This window comes from Amycolatopsis sp. NPDC003861, assembly GCF_053605405.1.
The window spans coordinates 1-4,879 of sequence record NZ_JBSGJD010000424.1 but is presented as its reverse complement, the minus strand read 5'-3'; the positions used below and the strand labels follow the sequence as shown (position 1 = coordinate 4,879).

Here is a 4,879-nt window from a genome sequence, read left to right as displayed (position 1 = left end):
GTAAGGCGGGTTCTAACCCGCCTTACCACTCACGACCGGCTGTGGTGCCGCTGGTGGTGTCCGCGCGCAGCACCGGATCCCTGGCCGGGCAAGCCGGGCGGCTCGCCGCGGTGCTCGAAGACGAGTCGCCGGCCGGGGTGGCCAAGGCCCTGGTCTCGGGCCGCGCGACGCTGAACGAGCGCGCGGTCGTCATCGCGGGCTCGGCCGGCGAGGCCCAGGACGGCCTGCAGGCACTGGCCCGCGGCGAGAACGCCCCCGGTGTCGTGACCGGGACCGCGGGGAAGCCCGGCAAGGTCGTCTGGGTCTTCCCCGGCCAGGGCTCGCAGTGGCTCGGCATGGGCCGGGACCTCCTGGACTCGTCGCCGGTGTTCGCCGAGCGGATCAAGGACTGCGCGTCCGCGCTGGAGCAGTGGACGGGCTGGTCACTGCTCGACGTCCTGCGCGGCGACGCCGACCTGCTGGACCGCGTCGACGTCGTGCAGCCCGCGAGCTTCGCGATGATGGTCGGCCTCGCCGCCGTGTGGGACTCCCTGGGTGTCGTCCCCGACGCCGTGCTGGGCCACTCGCAGGGCGAGATCGCCGCCGCGTGCGTGTCCGGGGCGCTGTCCCTGGACGACGCGGCCAAGGTGGTCGCGTTGCGCAGCCAGGCGATCGCCGCGGAACTGGCCGGGCGCGGCGGCATGGCGTCGGTCGCGCTGAGCGAGGAAGACGCGGTCGCGCGGCTGACGCCGTGGGCGGACCGGGTCGAGGTGGCCGCGATCAACAGCCCGTCCTCGGTCGTCATCGCGGGCGACGCGCAGGCTTTGGACGAGGCCCTCGGAGCCCTCGAAGCCGACGGTGTCCGGGTGCGGCGGGTCGCGGTGGACTACGCCTCGCACACCCGGCACGTCGAAGACCTGGCCGGCACCCTGGACCGGACCCTGGCCGGGATCGACGCGCAGGCGCCGCAGATCCCGTTCTATTCCACCGTTCTCGGCGCGTGGCTCGAGAAGGGCGTCGTCGACGGCGGCTACTGGTACCGGAACCTGCGGCAGCAGGTGCGGTTCGGCCCGTCGGCCGCGGCCCTGGCCGGGCTGGGGTACACCGTGTTCGTCGAGATCAGCGCCCACCCGGTGCTGGTCCAGCCGCTGAGCGAGATCAGCGACGACGCCGTGGTGACCGGCTCGCTGCGGCGCGAAGACGGCGGGCTCCGGCGCCTGCTGGCCTCGGCGGCCGAGCTGTTCGTCCGGGGCGTGGCCGTCGACTGGGCCGCGACGCTGCCCGCGGCCGGCTGGGTCGACCTGCCGACGTACGCCTTCGACCGCCGCCACTTCTGGCTGCACGAGGCCGAAACCACCGAAGCCGCCGCCGAAGGCGTGGACGCCGAGTTCTGGACCGCCGTCGAGCAGTCTGATGTGGACAGCTTGGCCGAGCTCCTCGACCTGGTGCCCGAGCAGCGCGGGGCGCTCAGCACCGTGGTGCCCGTGCTGGCCGGGTGGCGCGACCGGCGTCGCGAATGCTCGACCGCGGAAAAGCTGCGCTACCAGGTCACCTGGCAGCCGCTGGAGCGCGAAGCCACCGGCGTGCCGGGCGGGCGCTGGCTCGCCGTCGTCCCGGCCGGCACGTCCGACGCGCTGCTGAAGGAGCTGACCGGCCAGGGCCTCGACCTCGTCCGGCTGGAGATCGAAGAACCGTCAAGGGACCAGCTGGCCGAGCGGTTGCGCGGTGTGAACGACCTCGCCGGCGTCCTGTCGCTGCTCGCGCTGGACGGCGGGCCCGCGGACGCCACCCAGATCACCGCGTCGACGCTCGCGCTGGTCCAGGCGCTGGGTGACGCCAACGTCGCCGCGCCGCTGTGGTGCCTCACCTCCGGCGCGGTGAACATCGGCATCCAGGACGCCGTCACCGCACCGGCCCAGGCGGCCGTGTGGGGCCTCGGCCGCGCCGTCGCGCTGGAGCGCCTCGACCGGTGGGGCGGCCTGGTCGACCTGCCGGCCGCGATCGACGCGCGCACGGCCCAATCCCTGCTCGGGGTCCTGAACGGCGCCGGCGGCGAGGACCAGCTCGCGGTCCGCCGGTCCGGCGGCTACCGCCGGCGGCTGGTCCGCAAGCCGGTGCCGGAGTCCGCGACGGGCAAGTGGGAACCCCGCGGCACGGTCCTGGTCACCGGCGGGGCCGAAGGGCTCGGCCGGCACGCCTCGGTCTGGCTCGCGCAGTCCGGCGCCGAGCGGCTCATCGTCACCGGCACCGGCGGCGTCGAAGAACTGCGGGCCGAGCTGGCCGGATTCGGCACCACGGTCGAGTTCTGCGCCGACGGCGACCGGGACGCGATCACGCGGCTGGTGGCGGCGTCGGAGGTCACCGCGGTGGTGCACGCCGCCGACATCGCGCAGACCAGCTCGGTCGACGACACCGGGCGGGCCGACCTCGACGAGGTGTTCACCGCCAAGGTGACCACCGCGGTGTGGCTGGACCAGCTGTTCGAGGACACCCCGCTCGACGCCTTCGTCGTGTTCTCCTCGATCGCCGGCATCTGGGGCGGTGGCGGCCAGGGCCCGGCGGGCGCGGCGAACGCCGTCCTCGACGCCCTGGTCGAATGGCGCCGCGCCCGCGGCCTCAAGGCGACGTCGATCGCCTGGGGCGCCCTGGACGAGATCGGCATCGGCATGGACGAGGCCGCCCTCGCCCAGCTGCGCCGCCGCGGTGTCCTCCCGATGGCGCCGCCGCTGGCGGTGACCGCGATGGTGCAGGCCGTCGCGGGCAACGAGAAGGCCGTGGCGGTGGCCGACATGGACTGGGGTGCCTTCATCCCCGCGTTCACGTCGGTGCGGCCCAGCCCGCTGTTCGCCGATCTCCCCGAAGCGAAGGCGATCCTCCAGGCGACGCAGGACGACGGCGAGGACGGCGACACCGCGGCGTCGCTCGCGGACTCCCTGCGGGCGGTCCCGGACGCCGAGCAGAACCGCATCCTGCTGAAGCTGGTCCGCGGGCACGCCTCGACGGTCCTCGGCCACAGCGGCGCCGAGGGCATCGGCCCGCGGCAGGCGTTCCAGGAGGTCGGCTTCGACTCCCTGGCCGCGGTCAACCTCCGCAACAGCCTGCACGCGGCCACCGGGCTCAAGCTGCCCGCGACGCTGATCTTCGACTACCCCACCCCGGAGGCGCTGGTCGGCTACCTGCGCGTCGAGCTACTCCGGGAGGCCGACGACGGGCTGGCCGGGCGGGAAGACGACCTCCGGCGGGTCCTGGCGGCCGTGCCGTTCGCCCGGTTCAAGGAAGCGGGCGTCCTGGAAGCCCTGCTCGGCCTGGCCGAAGCGGAGACCGGCCCGGAGCCGGAGGTTCCCGCACCGGCCACCGCCGACGACGCAGAACTGATCGACGCACTGGACATCTCCGGTCTCGTGCAACGGGCCCTCGGGCAGACGAGCTGACCGCCGATGGCGAACGAATCGTGGAGGAAGAACATGTCCGCGCCGAACGAGCAGATCGTTGACGCACTGCGCGCTTCGCTGAAGGAGAACGTCCGCCTCCAGCAGGAGAACGCCGCGCTCACCGCGGCCGCGGCGGAGCCCATCGCGATCGTCTCCATGGCCTGCCGCTACGCGGGCGGGATCCGCGGCCCGGAGGACTTCTGGCGCGTGGTGTCCGAAGGTGCCGACGTCTACACCGGCTTCCCGGAGGACCGCGGCTGGGACGTCGAGGGTCTCTACCACCCGGACCCCGACAACCCGGGCACGACGTACGTGCGTGAAGGTGCCTTCCTGCAGGACGCGGCCCAGTTCGACGCCGGGTTCTTCGGCATCTCGCCGCGTGAGGCCCTCGCCATGGACCCGCAGCAGCGGCAGCTCCTGGAGGTGTCCTGGGAGACCCTCGAACGAGCCGGCATCGACCCGCATTCGGTGCGGGGCAGCGACATCGGCGTCTACGCCGGGGTCGTCCACCAGGACTACGCCCCCGACCTCAGCGGGTTCGAGGGCTTCATGAGCCTGGAGCGCGCGCTGGGCACCGCAGGCGGCGTCGCCTCCGGCCGGGTCGCCTACACGCTCGGGCTCGAAGGCCCCGCGGTCACCGTCGACACCATGTGCTCGTCGTCGCTGGTGGCGATCCACCTTGCCGCACAAGCCCTTCGCCGCGGCGAGTGCTCGATGGCCCTGGCCGGTGGCTCGACCGTGATGGCCACGCCGGGCGGGTTCGTCGGCTTCGCGCGGCAGCGCGCCCTGGCCTTCGACGGACGCTGCAAGTCCTACGCCGCGGCCGCCGACGGCTCCGGCTGGGCCGAGGGTGTCGGCGTCCTGCTGCTGGAGCGGCTCTCGGTGGCCCGCGAGCGCGGGCACCAGGTCCTCGCCGTCATCCGCGGCAGCGCGGTCAACCAGGACGGCGCGTCGAACGGCCTGACCGCGCCGAACGGCCCCGCCCAGCAGCGCGTCATCCGCAAGGCCCTCGCCGCCGCCGGGCTCGCACCGTCCGATGTGGACACCGTGGAGGGGCACGGCACCGGGACCGTGCTCGGCGACCCGATCGAGGTCCAGGCCCTGCTGGCCACCTACGGGAAAGACCGCGAGACGCCGTTGTGGCTCGGCTCGGTCAAGTCGATCGTCGGGCACACGCAGGCGGCGTCCGGCGTGGCCGGCGTGATCAAGATGATCCAGTCGCTGCGGCACGGGCAGCTCCCGGCCACCCTGCACGTCGACGCGCCCACCCCGCAGGTCGACTGGTCGGCCGGCTCGATCGAGCTGCTGACCGAAGGCCGCGAGTGGCCGCGCAACGGCCACCCGCGCCGCGGCGCGATCTCCGCGTTCGGCGCCAGCGGCACCAACGCGCACATGATCCTCGAAGAAGCCCCCGAAGACCTCGTGAGTGAAAAAGCGGGTTCTAACCCTCCTTTCCACTCACGACCGGG

1 protein-coding gene and 1 pseudogene are annotated in these 4,879 nt (G+C 73.6%); both read left to right on the top strand.

The features are described 5' to 3' along the window. Window positions 1-41: 41 nt before the first annotated feature. Window positions 42-3,410, top strand: a pseudogene (locus ACWEVN_RS46615) (acyltransferase domain-containing protein); the annotation flags it as partial. A 54-nt stretch (window positions 3,411-3,464) separates the two neighbouring features. Further along, window positions 3,465-4,879, top strand: a 1,415-nt coding sequence (locus tag ACWEVN_RS46610; RefSeq protein WP_452055551.1) for a type I polyketide synthase, incomplete at its 3' end; no start/stop codon positions are given.